Genomic DNA, 20,956 nt, shown 5'->3' on the forward strand with positions numbered 1-20,956 from the left:
GCGCTTCAGGCCGCCACGAAGCGCACCACGCCGTCGTCGCCGGTGCTGCGTGTGAGCTTGCCGTCGAAGTACAGCGCGTGCAGGTGGGCCAGGGCCTCGCCCATGGCGAAGGTGAGCTGGTGCAGGTCCAGCTGGCGCCGGAACAGCACCGGGACGATGTCGGTGGTGGAGCGGGGCTGGGCGCAGGCCGCCAGCACCTCAGCCAGGCGGTCGGCATGGTGCTGGTGCTGCTGGGCGATGCGTTCGTGCAGGCCGCGGAACGGCCGGCCATGGGACGGCAGCACCAGGGTCTCGGCGGGCAGGCCGGCGTAGCGGTCCAGCGAGCGCAGGTACAGGGGCAGCGGATTGGACTCGGGCTCGTAGTCGAACACGCTGATGTTGGTGGAAATGCGCGGCAGCACCATGTCGCCCGAAATCAGCACGCGGTGCGCCGCGCTGTAGAGCGATACGTGCTCGGGAGCGTGGCCGTAGCCCACGACGACTTCCCAGTCGTGGCCCCCGATGCGTACCGCGTCGCCATGCAGCATGCGCACGTAGCGCGCCGGCATGGACGGCACCAGGTCGGGGTAATAGCCCGCGCGCTGGCGGATCTTCTCCTGGGCCTCGGGATCCGCCAGCCCGTGGCGCGCGAAATGCCGCACGGCCGCTTCGCCGTTGGGGCCGGCGCCGTCCTTGCGCGCCGACCACAGGCAGGCCAGGGCGTAGTCCGTCATGCTCATCCACAGCGGCGCCTCCCAGCGGCGGCACAGCCAGTCGGCCAGGCCGACGTGGTCGGGATGCATGTGGGTCACCAGCACGCGCAGCACCGGCAGGCCCTCCAGGGCGTGCTCGAACACCTGTTCCCACAGTTCCCGCACCGGCTCGCGCGAGACGCCGCAGTCGACGATGGTCCAGCCGTCGCGGCCGTCGACGTGATCGCGCAGCAGCCACACATTGATGTGATCCAGCGCGAAGGGCAAGGGCAGGCGCACCCATTTCACGCCCGGGGCCACCTCCAGGGCGCGGCCGGGTTCGGGCTGGGTGTCGCCCCAGGGATACTGCAACTGGTGTTCGTTGGGGTTCATGGCGTATTTCCCTGCTTGACGTGTGTATCCGGGCCATCATAATTTACGTTTACGTAAACTGCCAGTTCCGGTATGCCGCCTGCCACCTGGACCATTTCAGAACTCGCGCGCGAGTTCGAGGTCACGCCCCGCACCATACGTTTCTACGAAGACCAAGGCATCGTCAGCCCGGCTCGCGAGGGGCGCAACCGGGTCTACGGCGCGCGCGACCGCGCCCGCCTCAAGCTGGCGCTGCGCGGCAAGCGGCTGGGGCTGCAGTTGTCGGAGATCCGCACGCTGATCGACATGTACGACGGGCCGGGCGACACCGAGCCGCAATTGCGCGAATACCTGGGCGTGCTGGCCCGCCACCGCGCCGCGCTGGAGCAGCAGCGGCGCGACATCGAGGAGACGCTGGCCGAGATCGACGAGCAGGAGCGCCAGTGCCGCATGCTGCTGCAGCAGCATGCCTGACGCCTGGCCCGGCGGCCACCGTCGGCCCCGGGGGTGCTATTGCGCGTGGATCCCGGCTTGCTGGATCACCAGACGGTTGCGCTCGTAGTCGGCGCGCACCTGGCTTGCGAAATCCGGCCCGATGCCGGTGCCGGGCTGCAGGGCGTGCCTGCGCAAGGTCTCCTGGAACCTCGGGTCGGCCAGGGCCTCGGCCAGTTCCGACTGCACGGCGTTGACCACGTTGGCCGGCATGCCGGTGGGTGCGAACAGCCCGAAGTTGGAGTAGTACCGCACCTCGGGCATGCCCAGGTCGGCCATGGTCGGCACATCGGGCCAGGCCTCCAGGCGTTCCGGCGCCATCACGGCCAATGGCTTGAGCGTGCCGGCCCGCACGTGCGGCAGGGTGATGTCGGTGTTGACGACCAGCAGGTCGACCACGCCGCCCAGGCCGTCGAAGACCGCCTTGCTGCCGCCCTTGTAGGGCACCTGCAGCATGTCCAGGTCCAGCCTGCGGTTCAGGTGCGCCATGCCCACATGGGCCACCGAGCCGACGCCGGGCACGGCGTAGGCGAGCCTGCCGGGATAGCGGTGGACGTGGTCGACCAGGCCGGCGAAGTCCCGTACGTGCAGTGAGCGGGTGGCCAGGATGGCCACCGGCCCCACCGCCACGCTGGCCAGCGGCACCAGGTCGCGCAGCGGGTCGTAGGTTGTTTTCACCAGATGCGGGAAGATCACCAGCGGACTGGTGGCCGACAGCAGCAGGGTGGCCCCGTCGGGCCGGGCGCGCGCCACGGCGTCGGCGCCCAGGCTGCCGCCGGCTCCCGGCCGGTGCTCGATGATCACCGTGGTGCCGTGGGCCTCGCGCAGGATCTCGCCCAGCGTATGCCCCAGGATGTCGCTGGTGCCGCCCGCCGAGTAGGGCACCACCAGCGTCAGCGTCTTGCCCGGCCAGTCGGGCTGCGCCGGTGCCGCCGGCGTGGCCGCCCCCAGCAGCAGCGCGGTTGCCGCCGTCAGCAGGTGTCTGAGCTTGCTCATCGTCGCTCCGGTCGTGGGCTGATGAGGAACGCCGTTCCGCCAGGGCTGCGGCCGGTTGCGCTGCCAGCTTGCGGCGGCATGCCCGCCGCGATTCTCACATGCGCGGGCGGGGTTGTGTGCCATGCGTCATGGAAAACCCGGATCTGTTTTACGTTTACGTAAACGTAAAATGATTCCATATTTCCGGGCCGGCCGCCTTCGGGCATGATGGACCGCGTCGGCCGCGCGTGCGCAGGCCGGCGTTGCCCGCCGCTCATAATGCGAGCACTTACTATCACGGAGACTTCCATGAACCTTCCCGGGCTGGACTTTGATCTGGGCGCAGACCTGGACATGCTGCGCGACGCGGTGCGCGCCTTCGCACAGGCAGAGATCGCGCCGCGCGCGGCCGAGATCGACCGCACCGACCAGTTCCCCATGGACCTCTGGCGCAAGTTCGGCGAGCTCGGCGTGCTGGGCATGACGGTGGACGAGGCCTATGGCGGCACCAACATGGGCTACCTCGCCCACATGGTGGTCATGGAGGAAATCTCGCGCGCCAGCGCCTCCGTGGGCCTGTCCTATGGCGCGCATTCGAATCTCTGCGTCAACCAGATCCATCGCAACGGCACCGCCGCACAGAAAGAGCGCTACCTGCCCAAGCTGGTATCCGGCGAGCACGTGGGCGCGCTGGCCATGAGCGAGCCGGGCGCGGGATCCGACGTGGTCAGCATGAAGCTGCGCGCCGACAAGAAGGGCGACCGCTACGTGCTCAATGGCTCCAAGATGTGGATCACCAACGGGCCCGACGCCGATACGCTGGTGGTGTACGCCAAGACCGACCCGCAGGCGCACCAGCGCGGCATCACCGCCTTCCTGGTCGAAAAAGGATTCAAGGGCTTCTCGGTGGCGCAGAAGCTCGACAAGCTGGGCATGCGCGGCAGCCATACCGGGGAACTGGTGTTCCAGGACTGCGAAGTGCCCGAGGAGAACGTGCTGGGCGAGGTCGACGGCGGGGTCAAGGTGCTCATGAGCGGCCTGGACTACGAACGCGCGGTGCTGTCGGGCGGGCCGCTGGGCATCATGCAGGCCGTGATGGACGTGGTCGTGCCCTACGTGCACGACCGCCAGCAGTTCGGCCAGCCCATCGGCCAGTTCCAGCTCATCCAGGGCAAGCTGGCCGACATGTACGCCGCGCTGCAGGCCAGCAGGGCGTTCTGCTACGCCGTGGGCAAGAACCTCGACAGGCTGGGTGTGGGGCACGTGCGCCAGGTGCGCAAGGATTGCGCGGCGCTCATCCTGTATACCGCCGAAAAGGCCACCTGGATGGCCGGCGAAGGCGTGCAGATCCTGGGCGGCAACGGCTACATCAACGAGTACCCGGTGGGCCGCCTGTGGCGCGACGCCAAGCTCTACGAGATCGGCGCCGGCACCAGCGAGATCCGCCGCATGCTGATCGGCCGCGAGCTTTTCAACGAGACTGCCTGAGGCCCGGCCCATGTCCGCCGACGTCCTCTACATCGAGCCGCTGCCGGCCCCTGCGCCGCAGCCGCGGGATGTCGCGGGCCTGATCCTGGCCGGCTTCGAGCGGCACTATGCGCTGTTCCGCTACAGCGCGCAGCGGGCCAAGTCGCTGTTCGAATCCGGCGACTGGCACGGCATGCAGCGCCTGTCGCGCGAACGCATCGAGTACTACGACATGCGGGTGCGCGAGTGCGCCAGCCACATAGAAGGCGTGATGCGCCGCGGCGGCGCGGCCGCCGGGGCAGCCCCGCTCGACGAGGCGCAGACCGTCTTCTGGCAGGCGGTGCGCCAGGAATACGTGGCCCTGCTCGCGGGGCACCGGCAGCCGGAGTGCGCCGAGACTTTCTTCAATTCGGTGTCGTGCCGCGTGCTGCACCGCGACTACTTCCACAACGACTTCCTCTTCGTGCGGCCTGCCGTGGCCACCGACCACCTCGACAGCCGGCTGCCGGCGTACCGCGCCTACTATCCGCTGGCCGAAGGGCTGCGCGCGAGCCTGGCGCGCATGGTGGCCGATTTCGGCCTGGCCGCGCCCTACGCCGACCTCCCGCGCGACATCCGCCTGCTGGCGCGCAAGGGGGTGGCCCACCTGCGCGCCGCGCTGTCGCGGTTGGGCGGCCCCCGGCTGGCGGCCGACTGCCAGCTGCATGCGCTGGGATCGCTGTTCTTCCGCCAGACGGGCGCCTACATCGTGGGCCGCCTGGTCAACCAGGGCGCGGTGCACCCCTTCGCGGTGGCGCTGCGCCGCGATCCGGCCGGGCAGGTGACGCTCGACGCCCTGCTGCTGGGCGCCGACGATCTCAGCCGCCTGTTCAGCTTCACGCGCGCCTATTTCCTGGTCGACATGGAAACCCCGGCCGCCGTGGTGGACTTCCTGGGCAGCCTGCTGCCGGCCAAGCCCAAGGCCGAGCTCTATTCCATGCTGGGCCTGCAGAAGCAGGGCAAGACGCTGTTCTACCGCGACTTCCTGCGCCACCTCGAGCACTCGCACGATCGCTTCACGCGCGCCCCGGGCATACCCGGCATGGTGATGGCGGTGTTCACGCTGCCCTCGTATCCATACGTCTTCAAGCTCATCAAGGACGAGATCGAGAAGGACGGCATGGACCGCGCCACCGTGCAGCGCAAGTACCAGATGGTCAAGCGCCACGACCGCGTGGGCCGCATGGCCGACTCCTGGGAGTACACGCTGGTGGCCCTGCCGCGGGCACGCTTCGAACCCGCGCTGCTCGACGAGCTGCGCCGCGTGGCGCCCAGCCAGCTCGAAGAAGACGGCGACACCGTGGTGATCCGGCACGTGTACATCGAGCGGCGCATGATGCCGCTGAACCTGTACCTGCGCCGCGCCTCGGCCGCACAGCGCGCCCATGCCATGCGCGAATACGGGAACGCCATCCGCGAACTGGCGGCGGCCAACATCTTTCCGGGCGACATGCTGTACAAGAACTTCGGCGTCACCCGGCTGGGCCGCGTGGTGTTCTACGACTACGACGAGATCCAGCCCCTCACCGCCATGCACTTCCGGCGCATCCCGCCGGCGCCCAACGAGGAGGCGGAACTGGCGGGCGAACCCTGGTATGCGGTGGGTCCGGATGACGTGTTCCCCGAGGAATTCGCCCGCTTCCTTCTGGCCGATCCGGCCATGCGCGCCGATTTCCTGCGCCATCATGCGCCGCTGCTCGAGCCGCAGTGGTGGCAGGCCTGCCAGGCCCGCGTGGCGCAGGGGAAGGTGGAGGATTTTTTCCCTTACGATACCGACAGGCGGTTGCGCGCCGGCCCTGCCCGACTGCGCCGTGCCGGCACGACCGCGCCGTATCTGTCTTGATTTCCAGGAGCCTATCATGTCCGATCCCGTCGTCATCGTTTCCGTCGCCCGCACGCCCATGGGCGGCATGCTGGGCAGCCTGTCCAGCCTGGCCGCGCACGAACTCGGCTCGGTGGCCATCAAGGCCGCCGTCGAGCGCGCAGGCCTCAAGCCCGAGCAGGTCGACGAAGTCATCATGGGCAACGTGCTGCAGGCCGGGCAGGGCCAGGCGCCCGCGCGCCAGGCCGCCCTGGGCGCCGGCCTGCCCCTGGGCGTGTCGTGCACCACCATCCACAAGGTCTGCGGCTCGGGCCTGAAGGCCGCCATGTTCGGCCACGACCTGCTGCTGGCAGGCACGGCCCAGGTGGTGGTGGCCGGCGGCCAGGAAAGCATGAGCAATGCGCCCTACCTGATGCTCAAGGGCCGCCAGGGCTATCGCTACGGCCACGCCACCGTGTACGACCACATGGCGCTCGACGGCCTCGAAGACGCCTACGACCGCGGCAAGGCCATGGGCGTGTTCGCCGAGGACTGCGCCAGCAAGTACGAATTCTCGCGCGAGGCCCAGGACGCGTTCTCGCTGGAATCGCTGCGCCGCGCCCGCGCCGCCACCGAAGACGGCAGCTTCAAATGGGAGATCGCCCCCGTCACGGTGGCCGGCCGCAAGGGCGACACCGTGGTCGACATCGACGAGTCGCCCACCAAGGCCATGCCCGAGAAGATTCCCACCCTCAAGCCGGCCTTCAAGAAAGACGGCACCGTCACCGCGGCCAATTCCTCGTCCATCTCCGACGGCGCCGCGGCCATGGTGCTGATGCGCGCCTCCACCGCCGAGAAGCTCGGCGTCAAGCCGCTGGCGCGCATCGTGGCCCATGCCCAGCACTCGCAGGAACCGGCCTGGTTCACCACCGCGCCGGTGGGAGCGCTGAAGAACCTGTTCGGCAAGACGGGCTGGAAGGCCGAAGAGGTGGACCTGTATGAAATCAACGAAGCCTTTGCGGTGGTCACCATGGCCGCCATGAAGGATTTCGGCCTGCCCCACGAGAAGGTCAACGTGCATGGCGGCGCCACGGCGCTGGGCCATCCCATCGGCGCCTCCGGCGCGCGCCTGGTTGCCACGCTGGTCGGCGCCCTGCGCAAGACCGGCGGCAGCAAGGGCGTGGCCACGCTGTGCATCGGCGGCGGCGAAGCCGTGGCCATGGCCATCGAGATGCTGTAGGCCCCTCCCGCACCGGTGCCGGGCGCCATGGCGCCCGGCACCGGGAGGAGCCGCCGCAGGTCCGCAACACAAGCAACAAGGCTGCCTCGAGCGGCCGGAACGAGACAACGCGCTGACGCGCCCACACAGGACGACGGTTCATGCCACGCATCGAATCCCGCATCAATCCGCGCTCGCCCGAGCATGCGGAAAACGCGCGCGCCATGCAGGCGCTCATCGACGATCTGGCCCGGCGGCTGGCGCAGGTGGTGCAGGGCGGCAGCGAGGCGGCGCGCGCCAAGCATGTGGCGCGCGGCAAGCTGCTGCCGCGCGAGCGGGTCGAGCGCCTGGTGGATCCGGGCAGCCCCTTCCTGGAGCTGTCGCCGCTGGCCGCCTACGGCATGTACGATGACGAGGCGCCCGGGGCGGGCATCATCACCGGCATCGGCCGCATCGCCGGCACGGAATGCGTGATCGTCTGCAACGACGCCACGGTCAAGGGGGGCACCTATTACCCCATGACCGTCAAGAAACACCTGCGCGCCCAGGAAATCGCCGCCCAGAACCGCCTGCCCTGCGTCTACCTGGTGGATTCGGGCGGCGCCAACCTGCCCCGCCAGGACGAGGTCTTCCCCGACCGCGACCACTTCGGCCGCATCTTCTACAACCAGGCCGTGATGTCGTCGCAGGGCATCGCGCAGATCGCCGTGGTGATGGGTTCCTGCACGGCGGGCGGCGCCTACGTGCCGGCCATGAGCGACGAGTCCATCATCGTGCGCGAGCAGGGCACGATCTTCCTGGGCGGGCCGCCGCTGGTGAAGGCCGCCACCGGCGAGGTGGTCAGCGCCGAAGACCTGGGCGGCGGCGACGTGCACACGCGGCTGTCCGGGGTGGTGGACCACCTGGCCGCCAACGACCTGCACGCGCTGCAGCTGGCGCGCAATGCCGTGGCGCGCCTGAACCGGCAGAAGCCGCAGCCGCTGGCGCTGGCGCCGGTGCGCGAGCCCCACTACGACCCGGCCGAGCTCGACGGCATCATTCCGGCCGACACGCGCAAGCCCTACGACGTGCGCGAAGTGATCGCGCGCATCGTGGACGCTTCGGAATTCGACGAATTCAAGGCGCGCTTCGGCACCACCCTGGTCACGGGCTTCGCCCACATCCACGGCATGCCGGTGGGCATCGTCGCCAACAACGGCATCCTGTTCTCGGAGTCGGCGCAGAAGGGCGCGCACTTCATCGAGCTGTGTGCCCAGCGCAAGATCCCGCTGGTGTTCCTGCAGAACATCACGGGCTTCATGGTGGGCCGCAAGTACGAGAACGAGGGCATCGCCCGCCACGGCGCCAAGATGGTGACCGCAGTGGCCACCGCGGCCGTGCCGAAGTTCACCGTGATCATCGGCGGCTCGTTCGGCGCCGGCAACTACGGCATGTGCGGCCGCGCCTACTCGCCCCGCATGCTGTTCATGTGGCCCAACGCACGCATCTCCGTCATGGGCGGCGAGCAGGCGGCCAGCGTGCTGGCCACGGTGCGGCGCGACGGCATGCAGGCCAAGGGCCAGGACTGGAGCGCGGAAGAGGAGGAGGCCTTCAAGGCCCCCATCCGCAGCCAGTACGAGCGCGAGGGGCATCCCTATTACGCCACCGCCAGGCTCTGGGACGACGGCATCATCGCCCCCGCCGAGACGCGCCGCGTGCTGGGGCTGGCCTTGTCGGCCGCGCTCAATGCGCCCATCGACGACACCCGCTTCGGCGTCTTCCGCATGTAGGAATGCCGCAGGTGCCCCGCACCTCGCGATATTCCTCCAGGCATCCATCCATCAGGAGCTACCGTGTTCTCGACCTTGCTGATCGCCAACCGCGGTGAAATCGCCTGCCGCGTTGCCGCCACCGCCCGCCGCCTCGGAATCCGCACGGTGGCGGTGTACTCCGACGCCGACGCCGGCGCGCGCCACGTGGCGGCCTGCGACATGGCCGTGCGCATCGGCGGCGCCGAGCCGCGGGCCAGCTACCTGCGCGCCGAGGCCATACTCGAGGCGGCGCGCCAGACCGGTGCGCAGGCCATCCATCCGGGCTACGGCTTCCTGTCGGAGAACGAGGCGTTCGCCCGCGCGGTGGAACAGGCGGGCATGCGCTTCGTGGGCCCGCCCGCCTCGGCCATCGCCGCCATGGGCAGCAAGTCGGCCGCGAAGGCGCTCATGGAGACCGCAGGCGTGCCGCTGGTGCCCGGCTACCACGGCGAGAACCAGGACCCCGCCTTCCTGCAGGCGCAGGCCGACGCCATCGGTTACCCGGTGCTGATCAAGGCCAGCGCCGGCGGCGGCGGCAAGGGCATGCGGGTGGTGGAATCTTCCGCCGCCTTTGCCGAGTCGCTCGCCTCGTGCAAGCGCGAAGCCGCCTCCAGCTTCGGCGACGACCGCGTGCTGATCGAGCGCTACCTGCAGAAGCCGCGCCACATCGAGATCCAGGTATTCGCGGATACCCACGGCAATTGCGTATACCTGTTCGAGCGTGACTGCTCGGTGCAGCGGCGCCACCAGAAGGTCATCGAGGAGGCACCCGCGCCGGGCATGACGCCCGAGCGCCGCCGGGCCATGGGCGAGGCGGCCGTGGCCGCCGCCCGCGCGGTCGGCTACGTGGGCGCCGGCACGGTGGAGTTCATCGCCGAGCCCGACGGCCGCTTCTACTTCATGGAGATGAACACGCGCCTGCAGGTGGAGCATCCCGTCACCGAGATGATCACCGGCCACGACCTGGTGGCCTGGCAGCTGCAGGTGGCCGCCGGCCTGCCGCTGCCGGCCGGGCAGGACGCGTTGCGCATCGAAGGCCACGCCATCGAGGCGCGCATCTATGCCGAGAATCCGGACAGCGGCTTCCTGCCGTCCATCGGCACCCTGGCGCGCCTGGACCTGCCCCAGCATGTCGCCTTCACCCACGGCGCGGTGCGGGTGGACGGCGGCGTGCGGGCGGGCGACGCGATCACGCCCTATTACGATCCGATGATCGCCAAGCTCATCGTGCACGGCGCCGATCGCGACGAGGCGCGGCGCCTGATGCTGCAGGCGCTGGCGCAGACGCGCGTGGTGGGCGTGCAGACCAACGTGGCATTCCTGGCGCGCCTCATGCGCGACGAGGCCTTCGCGGCCGCCGACCTGGATACCGGCCTGATCGAACGCCGTCGCGCAACGCTGCTGCCGCCGCCCGCGGCGGCCGGCGCGGAGGTGCTGGCGCTGGCCACGGCGGCCGAGCTGGCCCGCCAGGGCCTGGCAGGTCCGGCGCCGGCGCCGGCGGCCGACCCCTGGGATGCGCGCGACGGCTGGCGGCTGGGCGGCCGCTATACGCAGCGCTTCGACTGGCGAGAGCACGGCGAGCTGCGCGGCGCCGTGCTCTCGCGCGACGGCGCCGGCTGGCAGCTCGATTGCGGCGCCGGCCCGCAGCCCTTCCACTGGTCCGGCGATGGCGCGGACGGATGGCGCGTGACGCTGGGCGGGCACGCGGCAACCGGCACCGTGGCGCTGCATGGCGATCGGGTGCATGTGTTCCGCGATGCGCTGGTGCATGTGCTGGAACGGCATGACGCCCTGGCGCACGCTGCCGACGACGCGCAGGCGCATGCCGGAGGGCTGGTGGCGCCCATGCCCGGGAAGATCATCGCCATTTCGGTCCGGCCCGGCGACGCCGTGTCCAGGGGCCAGCCCCTGCTGGTGATGGAGGCCATGAAGATGGAGCACACCATCTCGGCGCCGGCCGACGGCAAGGTGGAGTCGGTGTTCTACGGCGTGGGCGACCAGGTGGCCGAAGGCGCCGAACTGGTGGCCATCGCGGTGGAGGCGGCAGCCGCGGCCTGACGTACCCCGGTCTGACGTGCCCCGGCCTCGGGGCCCGGATGCCGGGGCTGCCTGGCGTACACGCGCAGCCGGTGTCCGTCGGGATCCAGGGCAACGAAGGTGTGGCCGAACGCCAGCGTGGTGGGCGGCTGCGCGATGGCCAGGCCGCGGCGCGTCCAGTGGGCGTGCAGCGCTTCCACGGCCTGCATGTCGGCCACCGGGAATACGATCTCCACCCCCGAGCCCCGGCTCTTCAGCAGCGGCGCGACGTCGTGCCGTGCCCAGAGCCCGAGCCTCAGGCCGGAGTCCAGGATGAACAGCGCGAAGTCGGGCGTGTTCTCGACCGGATCCCGGCCGAGCAGGCCGGCATAGAAGGCGGCGCTGGTCTGCGGCGCGTCGACGTAGAGGATGATGAAATCGGGATCGGACATGTCTGCGCTCCGTCGTGGTGATGTGCCGCTCGTGCATGGGCGGCTGACACGATGCTAGGCGCAGGCGCTGTCAGTTTCTGTCAGTGGCGCGGCGGCGGCTGCATGGCGGCGTTCTCAGCCTCGCGCCAGGCCTTGAGCAAGGCCTGCCGACGGCCAGGATAAGGCTGTCCGGTGAGCAGCAGGCCGGTGATGCGGTCCACGCGGAAATTGCGGAAGGCCTGGCGCAGTTCGCACCACGCCAGCACGATGAGGGCATGATCGAAGAAGCCCAGGGCGAAGGGCCAGATCGTCCGTGCGGACGGCGCCCCGTGCTGGTCGCGGTAATCGATCTCTACCTTGTGTTCGGCGCGTATGGCCTGGCGCAGCAGCGCCACCTGCGCTTCGTCGGTGGCCGCGGCGCTGCCGGGGCCGACCAGCAATGTGGAGGCATCGAGCGATTCGCGCAGCGCGTCGGGCAATACGGCTGCGATCTTGGCCAGCGCATTGCGCGCCGCCGTCGCCAGGCTGTCGCCGGCGCGGCGCGCCACCCAGCGCGACCCCAGCACCAGGGCCTCGATTTCTTCTTCGGAGAACATCAGGGGCGGCAGCACGAAGCCGGGGCGCAGCACATAGCCCATGCCCGGTTCGGCGTCGATGCTCGCACCCTGCGCCTGCAGGGTGGCGATGTCGCGATACAGGGTGCGCAGGCTGATGCCCAGCTGCGCGGCCAGCACCGCCCCGGGCACGGGGTACCGATGGCGGCGCAGGATCTGGATCAGGTCCAGCAGGCGCTGGGCGCGCGCCATGGCCCGTGGTGCAGCCTCAGCGCAGCGCGCCGATCAGGCCGTCGAGCTGCTCCAGCATGCGCGCCATTTCGGCCTGCGTGACGTTCAACGCCGGCATGAAGCGCAGCAGGTTGGGACGCGGGGCATTGAGCAGCAGGCCTTCGGGGTCGAGGCGGCGGGCGGCGTCGACGATGGCCGGGCCGTTGTCGCGGTCGAGCACCAGGGCGCGCAGCAGCCCCATGCCGCGCTCGCCGCCCAGGCCCCACTTGGCCGACAGGGCCAGCAGGCCGTCGGACAGCTGCTGGCTGCGTTCGCGCACGCCGTCCATGAAGCCTGCGGAGGCCAGCGTGTCGAACACGGCCACGCCCACCGCGGCCATGAGAGGGTTGCCGTTGTACGTGCCGCCCTGGTCGCCGTGGGCGAACACGCATACCGCCTGGCGCGCCAGCAGTGCGGCCAGCGGCACGCCGCCGCCGATGCCCTTGGCCAGGGTCATGATGTCGGGTTCGACGCCGAACTGCTGGTAGGCGAACATCGTGCCGGTGCGCCCCATGCCGGTCTGCACTTCGTCGACGATCAGCAGCAGGCCGTTCTCGTCGGCCAGGCGGCGCAGGCCCTGCATGAACGCCTGCGTGGCCGGGATCACGCCGCCCTCGCCCTGCACGGGCTCGAGCATGATCGCGACCGTCTGGTCGTCGATCAGGGCGCGCACCGAATCCAGGTTGTTCAGTTCGGCCTTGGGGAAGCCCTCGACCTGCGGGGCGAACATCTTGTCCCAGCCGGGCTTGCCCGAGGCCGACATGGTGGCCAGGGTGCGGCCATGGAAGCCGTGGTCCATGGTGATGATCTTGTATGCGCCCTTGCGGTTCACCTGGCCCCACTTGCGCGCCAGCTTGATCGCGCCTTCGTTGGCTTCGGCGCCGCTGTTGGCGAAGAACACGCGGTCGAAGCACGAGGCGCCGGTGAGGCGCTGCGCCAGCTCGATCGAGGGAATGTTGTAGAAGGCCGGCGACGGGTTCATCAGCACCGCTGCCTGTTCGGTGAGCGCGCGCTGCATCTCGGGCGCGCAGTGGCCCAGGGTATTGACGGCCCAGCCCTGCACGAAGTCCAGGTATCGCTTCCCGGCGTGATCCTCCAGCCACGAGCCCTGGCCTCGCACGAACACGAGGTCCGGGCGGGCGGTGATCTCCATGAGGGCATTGACATTGAACTGGCTGAATTCCATGGCGGTTCCTGCGGAAGGATGAAGGGCAAGAGAAGCTAGGGCGGATCACCGCTAGCGGGCGCGAATGCGGAAATTTAGCACCCTCCGGTAATGTTATCGTGTTGCCCGACCACAAAAAACGGCATGGCGGCGGCCCACAAGGCCATCCGACCGAGCCAGCCCCGGCGGGTCCGAACCGGCGCCCCGCCCCGAGACCCTTCCTTTTCGAGTACTGCCAAGATGAAACGCCTCCTCCGCGGCCTGGGCGCCGGCCTGCTGCTGGCCGTCAGCCTGAACGCCCATGCCGATTTTCCCGAACGCGCCCTGCGCCTGATCGTGCCGTTCCCGCCCGGCCAGGCCACCGACATCTTTGCCCGCGCGCTGGCCGAGCGCCTGGGTACGGCGCTGAAGCAGCCGGTCGTGGTGGAGAACCGCGCCGGCGCCGGCAGCAATATCGGCATGGAGCAGGCCGCCCGGGCCCCCGCCGACGGCTATACCCTGGTGGTGGCCGGCAGCGCCGCGGCCGTGAACCAGACCCTCTACAAGAACGTCGGCTATCGGCTCACCGAGGATTTCGCGCCCGTGTCCGGCGTGTTCTCCGTGCCCCTGGTGTTCCTCGCCACCCCGGCCTCGGGGATTGCCAGCCTGCAGGAGCTGGTGCAGCAGGCGCGGGCCCGGCCCGACGAACTGGCCTATGCCAGCGCCGGCATAGGCGGGACCCAGCACCTGTCGGCCGAGATGTTCAAGGCCGCCGCCGGCATCGAGATCCGGCACATCCCCTACAAGGGCAGCGGGCCGGCCCAGGCCGATTTCCTGGGCCACCAGGTGCCGCTGATGGTGGACTCGGTGACTGCCGCGCTGCCGCACATCCGCACGGGCAAGGCCGTGCCGCTGGCCGTCACCACCGCCGGCAGGCTGGCGCAGCTGCCGCAGGTGCCCACCGTGGCCGAGTCGGGCTATCCCGGCTTCGAGGCGATCGGCTGGGCCGCCGTGCTGGCGCCGCGCGGCACGCCGCCGGAAACGGTTGCGGTGCTGAACCGCCATATCGTGCAGGTGCTGGAGCGACCCGACATGCGGGATTTCCTGCGCGACCGGGGCGCCGAACCCATGCCGTCCTCGCCGGAGGACACCGCCGCCTTCATCGGCCGCGAAGTGGCCAAATGGGGCGAGGCGGTACGCCGCTCCGGAGCCCAGGTGGATTGAATCCCGTTCCCCGGGCAGGCCCCGGGGCGGGGGCGGGGGCGGGGCGTCGCGGCATGGTTATTGCTTATCTCCTGCGATCGCTTCGAAAGATGTACGCGCGATCCCTCTATTTCACGTCATCTTTCGGTAATCCGCATGAACGCCACCCAGAATGTCGCCGCGCTTTCCCAGCGCATCGACCACATCACCTCCAGCAAGATCCGCGACATCCGCGAGATCACGCTGGAGACCCGCCTCCTCAGCCTGAACGCCGCCATCGAGGCCTCCCACGTCGGCGAAGCCGGCCGCAGCTTCGCCGTGGTGGCCGGGCGGGTGCGCGAAGTCTCCGACCGCATCGAAATGCTGGCCGGCGAACTCCAGGCCGAGTTGCGCGACATCGGCGTGCACATGCAGCAGGCGCTGCGGCGCGCGCGCGGCCAGCGCCTGGCCGACCTCGCGCTCAACGTCATCGAGACCATCGACCGCAATCTCTATGAGCGCACCTGCGACGTGCGCTGGTGGGCCACGGAAGCCGCGGTCCAGGAGGCCGCCGCCGAACCGCATCCGCGCACCGCCGCCAGCGCGCGCCGGCGGCTCGGGGTGATTCTCGATACCTATACCGTCTACCTGGACATCTGGGTCATCGACCCCGCCGGCAAGGTCCTGTGCAACGGGCGCCCCGATGCCTATCCCGGCGTGGCGGGGCACGACGTGTCGGGCCAGCGGTGGTTCCGCGAAGCCCTGGCCGGACGCGGGCTGGAAGCCTATGCCGCCGGCGACGTGCAGCCGGTGGCGCCGCTCGACGACGCCCCTTGCGCCATCTATGCCGCCGCCATCCATGCCGATCCGGCTGCGCAGGACACGCCGCGCGGCGTGCTGGCGGTGTTCTTCGACTGGCGCAAGCAGGCAGCCGCGGTGGTCGACGGGATACGCCTGTCGGAAGACGAGGCGGCCACCGTACGCTGCATGGTGGTGGATGCGCGCCAGCGCGTGATCGCCGCGAGCGGCGACGACGCCCCGGCCGCATTCCCGCTGCCCGCCACGCAGGACAGCGGATTCTTCTCCGACGGCGAGATGCTGGTGGGTTATGCCCGCACGCCGGGCTACGAAACCTATCGCGGGCTGGGCTGGTATGGCGTGGTGATAGACCGCGCAGGGTGAGCCGGGGCGGTGCATACCGCCCCATTGTGGGGCGGCATGGCGCCGTCGTGGTGCGCGCCGGGCGTGCGAGCTGCGGCATTGCCCCGGGCCGCAGCTCGCACACAGATGGCATGGAACTTGCTCCGGTCTATTTTGTATACCGATATCGTGTGCAAAGTCCTACACAGCGCCGTCCGGCGCGGGAGAGAACCATGAAACGTCGCATCGCCCTGCTGTCCCTGCTCGGCGCCGCCGCCCTGCTGTCCGCGCCGCTCGTCCATGCCGACGCGCTGGCCGACATCCAGAAGGCCGGCGTCATCAAGATCGCCGTGCCCCAGGACTTCCCGCCTTTCGGCTCGGTCGGCGCCGACATGAAGCCGGTGGGCTACGACATCGACACCGCGCTGCTGATCGGCAAGAAGCTCGGCGCCAAGGTCGAGCTCGTGCCCGTCACCAGCGCCAACCGCATCCCGTACCTGCAGACGGGCAAGGTCGACCTGGTGATCTCCAGCCTCGGCAAGAACCCCGAGCGCGAAAAGGCCATCGACTTCTCCGACGCCTACGCGCCCTTCTTCAATGGCGTGTTCGGCCCGGCCGACATGCCGGTGAAGGGCGCGGCCGACCTGGCCGGCAAGACCATCGGCGTCACGCGCGGGTCGGTCGAAGACATCGAGCTTTCCAAGATCGCGCCGGCCGAGGCCACCATCAAGCGCTACGAAGACAACAACGGCACCATCACCGCGTTCCTGTCCGGGCAGGTGCAGCTGGTGGCCACGGGCAACGTCGTGGCTGCCGCCATCCTGGCCCGGAACCCGGCCAAGAAGCCCGAGACGAAGTTCCTCATCAAGAACTCGCCCTGCTATGTGGGCCTGAACAAGAACGAACCGCAGCTGCTGGCCCGGGTCAACGCCATCCTGGCCGAGTCCAAGAAGGACGGCAGCCTGGGCGCCGTGGCCGAAAAGTGGCTGGGCGCGCCGCTGCCCGCGGACCTGTAGCCCCGGCACGGCCGGCATGGGCTATCAGTTCGACTTCGCCGCGGTCTTCGGCTATGGGCCCGTCCTGCTGAAGGGGGTGGGCATCACGCTGCTGCTCATCGCCTTCGGCGCCGTGGTCGGGGTGGCCGTAGGCATCTTCTGCGCCTGGGCGCGCACGCAGGGCCCGGGCTGGGTGCGCCCGCCCGTGGCCGCCTACGTCGAGCTGGTTCGCAACACGCCGTTCCTGATCCAGCTTTTCTTCATCTTCTTCGGCCTGCCGTCGCTGGGCGTGCGCATGGACGAACTCAGCGCCGCCTGCCTGGCCATGGCGCTGAACCTGGGCGCCTACAGCGCGGAGATCATCCGCGCCGGCATCGACGCCACGCCCCGCGGCCAGTATGAAGCCGGGCTCAGCCTGGCCATGAGCCGCCTGCAGGTATTCCGCCACGTCGTGCTGATGCCGGCGCTCACGCGCGTGTGGCCGGCGCTGTCGTCGCAGGTCGTGATCGTGATGCTGGGTTCGGCCGTGTGTTCGCAGATCGCCGCCGAGGAACTCACCTTCGCCGCGAACTTCATCCAGTCGCGCAACTTCCGCGCCTTCGAGGTGTACTTCGTCACCACGGGCATATACCTGGTGCTGGCGCTTGCGCTGCGGCAGCTGCTGCGCATGCTGGGCCGGCACCTCTTCCGGAGCGTGCGTCCATGATCAGCTTCACGCTCTGGGACATCGTGCGCAACCTGCTGCTCGCCACGCGCTGGACGGTGGTCCTGTCGCTGGTGGCGTTCGCCGGGGGCGCCCTGCTGGGCCTCGTCGTGCTGTTCCTGCGCACATCCAGGATCCCGCTGCTGCGGCGCCTCAGCTGGGCCTACATCGAGCTGTTCCAGGGCACGCCGCTGCTCATGCAGCTGTTCCTGGCGTTCTTCGGCCTGTCGCTGCTGGGCATCGAAGTGCCGGCCTGGCTGGCCGCGGGCATGGCGCTGGTGCTGTGGTCGGCGGCCTTCCTGGCGGAAATCTGGCGCGGTTGCGTCGAGGCCATCCCGCGCGGCCAATGGGAAGCCTCGGCCAGCCTGGCCATGGGCTACGTGCAGCAGATGCGCCACGTGGTGCTGCCGCAGGCCGCGCGCATCGCGGTCGCGCCCACCGTGGGCTTCGCGGTGCAGATCGTCAAGGGTACGGCGCTCACGTCCATCATCGGCTTCACCGAGTTGTCCAAGGCCAGCACCATCATCACCAACGCCACGTTCCAACCCTTCACCGTCTATGCCTGCGCCGCGCTGATCTACTTCGCGCTGTGCTGGCCCTTGTCGCGCCTCAGCCTGCGGCTGGAAAGGAAGTTGCATGCCTCTCATCGCACTTGAAGACGTACGCAAGCGCTACGGCGACAACGAAGTGCTCAAGGGCGTCACCCTGCGGGTCGAGCCCGGGGAAGTGATCGCCATCATCGGCAAGAGCGGGTCGGGCAAGAGCACCTTGCTGCGCTGTATCAACGGCCTGGAAACCATAGACTCGGGCGCCGTGATGGTGGCCGACGCCAAGCTCGTGCCCGACGACCTGCACCTGCGGGCGCTGCGCCTGAAGGTGGGCATGATCTTCCAGCAGTTCAACCTGTTTCCCCATCTCACGGCGGGGCGCAACGTGATGCTCTCGCCCATCGTCGCCAAGCGCATGCCCGAAGCCGAGGCGGAGGCGCTTGCGCGCGCCATGCTCGAGCGCGTGGGGCTGGGGCACCGCTTCGATGCCTGGCCCGCCGAGCTCTCCGGCGGCCAGCAGCAGCGCGTGGCGATCGCCCGCGCGCTGGCCATGCAGCCCATGGCCCTGTTGTGCGACGAGATCACTTCCGCCCTGGATCCGGAGCTGGTCAACGAAGTGCTGGCGGTGGTGCGCGAACTCGCGGCCGACGGCATGACGCTGCTGATGGTGACCCACGAGATGCGCTTCGCCCGCGAGGTCTGCGACCGCGTGGTCTTCATGCACCAGGGCCGCATCCACGAATCGGGTCCGCCCGAAGCGGTGTTCGCCCAGCCCCGCACCGCCGAACTGCGGCAGTTCCTGGGCATGCTGTAGGCCTCGGGCTGCGCGGGCCGGCCCCTCACCGGCTCAGGCCGCGCGCGGCGATGGGCCAGACGTCCACCACGGTGTCGTCCCGATACACGACCAGTTCGTCGTGCAGATTGAAGGTCGGGTCCACGTGCGAGGGAACCAGTTTCAGCATCTCGCCCGGCGCCGGGGCAGCCGCGCCGGCGTCGATGCGCAGCACGCCGTGCTCGTCGTTGGCGGCCACGTAGTGCACGCCGGCGCGGCCGTGCACGGCGGGCAGGCCGCATTCCACGGTGGTGGATTTCAGGCCGGCGTCCAGCACCGCGCGCCCGGGCGCGGCGGCGCTCATCACCCCGGACAGCAGGAACAGGCTGTGGCCGAAGGCCAGGGCGCCGTCCCAGGCATTGGCGCCGTAGTCGCCGTCCATGAAGGCATAGGAGCCCGGCTGCAGCTCGGTGTAGACGCCGCCCGGCGCGTCGAATTCGGCCGTGCCCGTGCCGCCGCCGGTGATCCGCTCGCAGGGCAGGCCGTTGGCGGCCAGCAGGGCGGCGCACGAGGCGGCGCGTCGGGCCGCCTGTGCGCAGGCGGCTGCCCGTTCGGCGCGGCTGCGCAGGTGCTGCGCCGCGCCGTGGTAGGCCTGCAGGCCCCCGAAGCGCAGCGCGGGCGCCGCCGCGATGCGGCGGGCCAGCGCGAGCGCGGCGTCCGCACCGGCCACGCCGCAGCGTCCCTGGCCCACATCAATCTCGACCAGCACAGTGAGGGCTGCGCCGGTGCGCTGCATGGCGGCGGACAGCGCATCGACGTTGGCGGCATCGTCCACGCACACGCTCATGGCGGCCATGCCCGCCAGCCGGGCCAGGAGTTCCACCTTGGCCGGGCCCACCACCTGGTTGCTGATGTGGATGTCGCGCACGCCCGCGGCCACGAACGGGACGGCTTCGCTCGCCTTCTGGCAGCATATGCCCGCCGCGCCCGATGCCAGCTGGCGCAGCGCGATCTCAGGGCATTTGTGCGCCTTGGCATGCGGCCGCAATGCCACGCCATGGCGATCGGCCCAGTCCTGCATGACGCGCAGATTGCGCTCGAACACGTCCAGGTCCAGTGCCAGCGCGGGCGTGTCCACCCGGGCCAGCGCATCGCCCGGCCGTGCCAGGGGAAAATCGGGAATCCGCATCGAAACTCCAGTGCACGGCAGCCGGCCCATAACCTGGTCTGCACGGGTCATAACAAAAATTCGGGTTTACCCCCAGGTAAACCATAGGCGGGTAAACGGTAGCGCAGGACGGCGTCGCGTGACAAAATTCCGAACCTGCAAAAAAGCACAACAACCAGCCCTCTCTTTTACCCGGAGAAGCTTCATGTCCCTCAAAAAGTGGATCAAGACCCTGGCCCTCGCAGCGGCCGTCGCCGGCGCCGCCACCTCGGCCCAGGCCCAGCAGTTCTTCCGCATCGGCACCGGCGGCACGGCCGGCACCTATTATCCCGTCGGCGGCGTCATCGCCAACGCCGTCTCCGAACCGGGCAAGCTGATCGCCACGGCCGTGGCGTCCAACGGCTCGGTGGCCAACATCAACGGCATCCTCGGCGGTTCGCTCGAGGCCGGCTTCACGCAGTCCGACGTGGCCTACTGGGCCTATAGCGGCACCGGCACCTTCGAGGGCAAGCCCAAGGCCGAGGGCCTGCGCCTGATCGCCACGCTGTATCCCGAAAGCATCCACCTGGTGGCACGCAAGGGTTCCGGCATCAAGTCGGTGGCAGACCTGAAGGGCAAGCGCGTTTCCATGGACGAGCCGGGCTCCGGCACCCTGGTCGACGTGCGCCTCATCCTGTCGGCCTACGGCATGTCCGACAAGGACATCAAGGCCGAGTACCTCAAGCCCAACCAGGCGGGCGACAAGCTCAAGGACGGCGGCCTCGACGCGTTCTTCTTCGTGGGCGGCGCACCCGCGGGCGCCATCGCCGAGCTGGCCTCCAGCGGCACCGGCATCGAGCTGGTGCCCCTGGTCGGACCGGAGATCGACAAGCTGCGCAGCCAGCAGCAGTTCTTCACGCCCGACACCATCGCCGCCAACACCTACCAGGGCATCGGCGAGATCAAGACCATCGCGGTCGCGGCCCAGCTGGTCACCTCCGACAAGATGTCCGAAGACGTCATCTACGGACTGACCAAGAAGCTGTACAGCGACGCCACCCGCAAGGTGCTCGACAGCGGCCACGCCAAGGGCAAGCTGATCACCGCCCAGAACGCGGTCACCGGTGCCGGCATCCCGTTCCATCCGGGCGCCGAGAAGTTCTACAAGGAAGCCGGTCTGCTGAAGTAAGGCAGGCCCGTCCGGCGCCGCGGGGCGATGGCCGGCGGC

General features: G+C 69.6%; 19 protein-coding genes. 13 read left to right on the forward strand and 6 right to left on the reverse strand.

The features are described 5' to 3' along the window. Positions 1 to 5 precede the first annotated feature (5 nt). On the reverse strand, positions 6 to 1,064 hold the full coding sequence (locus ACYBYQ_RS00265; protein ID WP_459616372.1) for an MBL fold metallo-hydrolase: 1,059 nt from the start codon (positions 1,062 to 1,064) through the stop codon (positions 6 to 8). Between the two features lie 72 nt (positions 1,065 to 1,136). Between ACYBYQ_RS00265 and ACYBYQ_RS00270 the strand changes: the two genes are divergently transcribed. Beyond that, positions 1,137 to 1,517, forward strand: coding sequence for a MerR family transcriptional regulator (locus tag ACYBYQ_RS00270; protein ID WP_459616373.1), 381 nt, complete (start codon positions 1,137 to 1,139; stop codon positions 1,515 to 1,517). A gap of 36 nt (positions 1,518 to 1,553) precedes the next feature. Here the strand turns inward: ACYBYQ_RS00270 and ACYBYQ_RS00275 are convergent, their stop codons facing one another. Continuing rightward, a complete protein-coding gene (locus tag ACYBYQ_RS00275; RefSeq protein ID WP_459616374.1) occupies positions 1,554 to 2,531 on the reverse strand; it encodes a Bug family tripartite tricarboxylate transporter substrate binding protein in 978 nt (325 codons plus the stop codon). Positions 2,532 to 2,819: 288 nt separating this feature from the next. Between ACYBYQ_RS00275 and ACYBYQ_RS00280 the strand changes: the two genes are divergently transcribed. From ACYBYQ_RS00280 to ACYBYQ_RS00300, 5 genes are all read left to right on the forward strand, one after another. After that, a complete protein-coding gene (locus tag ACYBYQ_RS00280) occupies positions 2,820 to 3,998 on the forward strand; it encodes an isovaleryl-CoA dehydrogenase (protein WP_459616375.1) in 1,179 nt (392 codons plus the stop codon). 10 nt (positions 3,999 to 4,008) lie between these two features. Further along, positions 4,009 to 5,859 carry a bifunctional isocitrate dehydrogenase kinase/phosphatase gene (aceK, locus tag ACYBYQ_RS00285; RefSeq protein ID WP_459616376.1) on the forward strand — a complete coding sequence of 617 codons (1,851 nt, stop codon included), beginning with the start codon at positions 4,009 to 4,011 and terminating at the stop codon, positions 5,857 to 5,859. A gap of 16 nt (positions 5,860 to 5,875) precedes the next feature. Further along, positions 5,876 to 7,057 carry an acetyl-CoA C-acetyltransferase gene (locus tag ACYBYQ_RS00290; protein WP_459616377.1) on the forward strand — a complete coding sequence of 394 codons (1,182 nt, stop codon included), beginning with the start codon at positions 5,876 to 5,878 and terminating at the stop codon, positions 7,055 to 7,057. Between the two features lie 140 nt (positions 7,058 to 7,197). After that, a complete protein-coding gene (locus tag ACYBYQ_RS00295) occupies positions 7,198 to 8,805 on the forward strand; it encodes a carboxyl transferase domain-containing protein (RefSeq protein ID WP_459616378.1) in 1,608 nt (535 codons plus the stop codon). 63 nt (positions 8,806 to 8,868) lie between these two features. Continuing rightward, on the forward strand, positions 8,869 to 10,884 hold the full coding sequence (locus ACYBYQ_RS00300; RefSeq protein ID WP_459616379.1) for an acetyl/propionyl/methylcrotonyl-CoA carboxylase subunit alpha: 2,016 nt from the start codon (positions 8,869 to 8,871) through the stop codon (positions 10,882 to 10,884). Here the strand turns inward: ACYBYQ_RS00300 and ACYBYQ_RS00305 are convergent. The 3 genes from ACYBYQ_RS00305 to ACYBYQ_RS00315 all read right to left on the reverse strand — a co-directional run bounded on the left by ACYBYQ_RS00305 (position 10,809) and on the right by ACYBYQ_RS00315 (position 13,283). After that, positions 10,809 to 11,294: a VOC family protein gene (locus ACYBYQ_RS00305; RefSeq protein ID WP_459616380.1), complete on the reverse strand. Its 486-nt coding sequence runs from the start codon at positions 11,292 to 11,294 to the stop codon at positions 10,809 to 10,811. The two genes, ACYBYQ_RS00300 and ACYBYQ_RS00305, sit on opposite strands and share 76 nt — an antisense overlap. Before the next feature lie 80 nt (positions 11,295 to 11,374). Further along, positions 11,375 to 12,079 carry a helix-turn-helix transcriptional regulator gene (locus ACYBYQ_RS00310; RefSeq protein ID WP_459616381.1) on the reverse strand — a complete coding sequence of 235 codons (705 nt, stop codon included), beginning with the start codon at positions 12,077 to 12,079 and terminating at the stop codon, positions 11,375 to 11,377. A 16-nt stretch (positions 12,080 to 12,095) separates the two neighbouring features. After that, entirely contained in the window at positions 12,096 to 13,283 is a 1,188-nt protein-coding gene (locus ACYBYQ_RS00315) for an acetylornithine transaminase (protein ID WP_459616382.1), read from the reverse strand. Between the two features lie 219 nt (positions 13,284 to 13,502). On the opposite strand from ACYBYQ_RS00315, the gene ACYBYQ_RS00320 reads away from it, so the two are divergent. From ACYBYQ_RS00320 to ACYBYQ_RS00345, 6 genes are all read left to right on the forward strand, one after another. Next, positions 13,503 to 14,465, forward strand: coding sequence for a Bug family tripartite tricarboxylate transporter substrate binding protein (locus ACYBYQ_RS00320; protein WP_459616383.1), 963 nt, complete (start codon positions 13,503 to 13,505; stop codon positions 14,463 to 14,465). A gap of 135 nt (positions 14,466 to 14,600) precedes the next feature. Next, positions 14,601 to 15,605 carry a methyl-accepting chemotaxis protein gene (locus ACYBYQ_RS00325; protein ID WP_459616384.1) on the forward strand — a complete coding sequence of 335 codons (1,005 nt, stop codon included), beginning with the start codon at positions 14,601 to 14,603 and terminating at the stop codon, positions 15,603 to 15,605. A 191-nt stretch (positions 15,606 to 15,796) separates the two neighbouring features. Then, entirely contained in the window at positions 15,797 to 16,579 is a 783-nt protein-coding gene (locus ACYBYQ_RS00330) for a transporter substrate-binding domain-containing protein (protein ID WP_459616385.1), read from the forward strand. A gap of 16 nt (positions 16,580 to 16,595) precedes the next feature. Then, positions 16,596 to 17,264, forward strand: coding sequence for an amino acid ABC transporter permease (locus ACYBYQ_RS00335; RefSeq protein WP_459616386.1), 669 nt, complete (start codon positions 16,596 to 16,598; stop codon positions 17,262 to 17,264). Further along, positions 17,261 to 17,917 (forward strand): amino acid ABC transporter permease, encoded by a 657-nt coding sequence (locus ACYBYQ_RS00340; protein ID WP_459616387.1) that lies wholly within the window; start codon positions 17,261 to 17,263, stop codon positions 17,915 to 17,917. Before ACYBYQ_RS00335 ends, ACYBYQ_RS00340 begins: the two co-directional genes overlap by 4 nt. Continuing rightward, on the forward strand, positions 17,898 to 18,623 hold the full coding sequence (locus ACYBYQ_RS00345; RefSeq protein ID WP_459616388.1) for an amino acid ABC transporter ATP-binding protein: 726 nt from the start codon (positions 17,898 to 17,900) through the stop codon (positions 18,621 to 18,623). Before ACYBYQ_RS00340 ends, ACYBYQ_RS00345 begins: the two co-directional genes overlap by 20 nt. A gap of 25 nt (positions 18,624 to 18,648) precedes the next feature. Here ACYBYQ_RS00345 and ACYBYQ_RS00350 read toward each other — a convergent pair whose 3' ends face one another. Further along, complete coding sequence (locus ACYBYQ_RS00350) at positions 18,649 to 19,770, reverse strand: DSD1 family PLP-dependent enzyme (RefSeq protein WP_459616389.1); 1,122 nt, start codon at positions 19,768 to 19,770, stop codon at positions 18,649 to 18,651. A 184-nt stretch (positions 19,771 to 19,954) separates the two neighbouring features. Here ACYBYQ_RS00350 and ACYBYQ_RS00355 point away from each other — a divergent pair, with 184 nt between their 5' ends. Continuing rightward, positions 19,955 to 20,917: a TAXI family TRAP transporter solute-binding subunit gene (locus ACYBYQ_RS00355; RefSeq protein ID WP_459616390.1), complete on the forward strand. Its 963-nt coding sequence runs from the start codon at positions 19,955 to 19,957 to the stop codon at positions 20,915 to 20,917. The last annotated feature ends 39 nt before the right edge of the window (positions 20,918 to 20,956 follow it).

The organism is Bordetella sp. 2513F2 (genome assembly GCF_054642735.1).

Excerpts from the sequence above, each read along its gene's own strand:
- ACYBYQ_RS00295 (WP_459616378.1), top strand. The coding sequence starts at position 7,198 with ATGCCACGCATCGAATCCCGCATCAATCCGCGCTCGCCCGAGCATGCG.
- ACYBYQ_RS00335 (WP_459616386.1), top strand. The coding sequence starts at position 16,596 with ATGGGCTATCAGTTCGACTTCGCCGCGGTCTTCGGCTATGGGCCCGTC.
- ACYBYQ_RS00325 (WP_459616384.1), top strand. The coding sequence starts at position 14,601 with ATGAACGCCACCCAGAATGTCGCCGCGCTTTCCCAGCGCATCGACCAC.
- ACYBYQ_RS00320 (WP_459616383.1), top strand. The coding sequence starts at position 13,503 with ATGAAACGCCTCCTCCGCGGCCTGGGCGCCGGCCTGCTGCTGGCCGTC.
- ACYBYQ_RS00345 (WP_459616388.1), top strand. The coding sequence starts at position 17,898 with ATGCCTCTCATCGCACTTGAAGACGTACGCAAGCGCTACGGCGACAAC.
- ACYBYQ_RS00305 (WP_459616380.1), bottom strand. The coding sequence starts at position 11,294 with ATGTCCGATCCCGATTTCATCATCCTCTACGTCGACGCGCCGCAGACC.
- ACYBYQ_RS00270 (WP_459616373.1), top strand. The coding sequence starts at position 1,137 with ATGCCGCCTGCCACCTGGACCATTTCAGAACTCGCGCGCGAGTTCGAG.
- ACYBYQ_RS00315 (WP_459616382.1), bottom strand. The coding sequence starts at position 13,283 with ATGGAATTCAGCCAGTTCAATGTCAATGCCCTCATGGAGATCACCGCC.
- ACYBYQ_RS00310 (WP_459616381.1), bottom strand. The coding sequence starts at position 12,079 with ATGGCGCGCGCCCAGCGCCTGCTGGACCTGATCCAGATCCTGCGCCGC.
- aceK (WP_459616376.1), top strand. The coding sequence starts at position 4,009 with ATGTCCGCCGACGTCCTCTACATCGAGCCGCTGCCGGCCCCTGCGCCG.
- ACYBYQ_RS00330 (WP_459616385.1), top strand. The coding sequence starts at position 15,797 with ATGAAACGTCGCATCGCCCTGCTGTCCCTGCTCGGCGCCGCCGCCCTG.
- ACYBYQ_RS00280 (WP_459616375.1), top strand. The coding sequence starts at position 2,820 with ATGAACCTTCCCGGGCTGGACTTTGATCTGGGCGCAGACCTGGACATG.
- ACYBYQ_RS00290 (WP_459616377.1), top strand. The coding sequence starts at position 5,876 with ATGTCCGATCCCGTCGTCATCGTTTCCGTCGCCCGCACGCCCATGGGC.
- ACYBYQ_RS00265 (WP_459616372.1), bottom strand. The coding sequence starts at position 1,064 with ATGAACCCCAACGAACACCAGTTGCAGTATCCCTGGGGCGACACCCAG.
- ACYBYQ_RS00340 (WP_459616387.1), top strand. The coding sequence starts at position 17,261 with ATGATCAGCTTCACGCTCTGGGACATCGTGCGCAACCTGCTGCTCGCC.
- ACYBYQ_RS00350 (WP_459616389.1), bottom strand. The coding sequence starts at position 19,770 with ATGCGGATTCCCGATTTTCCCCTGGCACGGCCGGGCGATGCGCTGGCC.
- ACYBYQ_RS00355 (WP_459616390.1), top strand. The coding sequence starts at position 19,955 with ATGTCCCTCAAAAAGTGGATCAAGACCCTGGCCCTCGCAGCGGCCGTC.
- ACYBYQ_RS00275 (WP_459616374.1), bottom strand. The coding sequence starts at position 2,531 with ATGAGCAAGCTCAGACACCTGCTGACGGCGGCAACCGCGCTGCTGCTG.